Here is a 1565-nt window from a genome sequence, read left to right as displayed (position 1 = left end):
CTCGTGGCCACGGCATCCCGGCCATGCGCATGGACGACCAGGCCCTGGCCGCCAATCGCGCCGAGCCGGGGCAGGGCAGCGCGATCATGAGTTGCGGCACCGGCCAGCCGGAACACGCGGTGCTGATCGTCGACCCGAACACCCTTGCTGAACTGCCCGACAACAACGTCGGCGAACTCTGGGCCGCCGGTCCGAGCATTGCCCACGGTTACTGGCGCAACCCCGAAGCCACCGCCAAGACCTTTGTGCAGCATGCCGGCCGTACCTGGCTGCGCACCGGTGACTTGGGCTTTATCCGTGACGGCGAGGTGTACATCACCGGTCGTCTTAAGGACCTGTTGATCGTACGCGGCCACAACCTGTATCCCCAGGACATCGAACAGACCATCGAGCGCGAAGTGGAAGTGGTGCGCAAGGGCCGGGTCGCCGCGTTTGCGGTGCAAGACCAGGGCGTGGAAGGCATCGGTATTGCCGCCGAAATCAGCCGCAGTGTGCAGAAAATCCTGCCGCCCGAGGCGCTGATCAAAGCCATCCGCCAAGCCGTGGCCGAGGCCTGTCAAGAAGCCCCGAGTGTGGTGGTATTGCTCAATCCCGGTGGCTTGCCGAAGACGTCCAGCGGCAAGGTGCAGCGTGCGGCGTGTGCCCTGCGCCATGCCGATGGCAGCCTCGACCGCTATGCGCAGTTCCCTGACCTGCCAGTGACGACCGGTGGTGCGGCGCTGGAATCGGAGCTGCAAAGCCAGATCGCGGGGATATGGTGCGAACAATTGCAGGTGGCCTCGGTCGCTGCCGATGACCACTTCTTCCTGCTCGGCGGCAACTCCATCACCGCCACACAGGTGGTCGCGCGCTTGCGTGAAGCCCTGGGCCTGGAGTTGAACCTGCGCATGCTCTTCGAAGCGCCGACGCTGGCTGCGTTTACCGCCCAAGTCGTGCACTTGCAACAGGACGGCGGTGTTGCCCAGGGCGTGATTCATGTGCTGTCGCGCCAGGACGAGTTGCCCCAATCCCTGGCACAGAATCGCCTGTGGATCACTTGGCAACTGGACCCGCACAGCAGCGCCTACACCATCCCCGGTGCCTTGCGTTTGCGGGGTGAGCTGGACGAAGACGCCATTCGTACCAGCTTCCAGCAACTGATCCAGCGCCACGAAGCCCTGCGTACACGCTTTTACGAGCGCGACGGCCAGGCGTTCCAGTGTGTCGATCAAACCGCCGATTTCGACCTGCAAATCATCGACCTCAGCGACCTGCCACTGGCCGAGCGTGAAGCCCGCGCCCAACAGATCCGCGAAGACGAAGCGCATACCCAGTTCGACCTGGAAAAAGGCCCGCTGCTATGGGTGACCCTGGTACGCCTGGATGATGAAGAGCACCAACTGCTGGTGACCCTGCACCACATCATCGCTGACGGCTGGTCGCTGAACATCCTGATCGATGAATTCTCGCGCCTCTACGCCGCCGCGACTCAGGGCCAGAGCCTGGCGTTACCACCGCTGGCGTTGCAATACGCCGACTATGGCAGCTGGCAGCGCCAATGGCTGGCCGAGGGCGAGGGCCAGCGG

1 protein-coding gene is annotated in these 1565 nt (G+C 64.0%); it reads left to right on the top strand.

Going from position 1 to position 1565, the window contains the following annotated elements:
• Positions 1-1565: condensation domain-containing protein (locus ACRESD_RS12410; RefSeq protein WP_431751158.1), on the top strand; the 1565-nt coding region annotated here is incomplete at both ends.

The sequence above is a fragment of the Pseudomonas sp. genome, assembly GCF_050739995.1.
In the GTDB taxonomy this organism is placed as follows: domain Bacteria; phylum Pseudomonadota; class Gammaproteobacteria; order Pseudomonadales; family Pseudomonadaceae; genus Aquipseudomonas.
The sequence above is the reverse complement of the archived record's forward strand: the minus strand, read 5'-3'. Positions and strand labels throughout refer to the sequence as shown.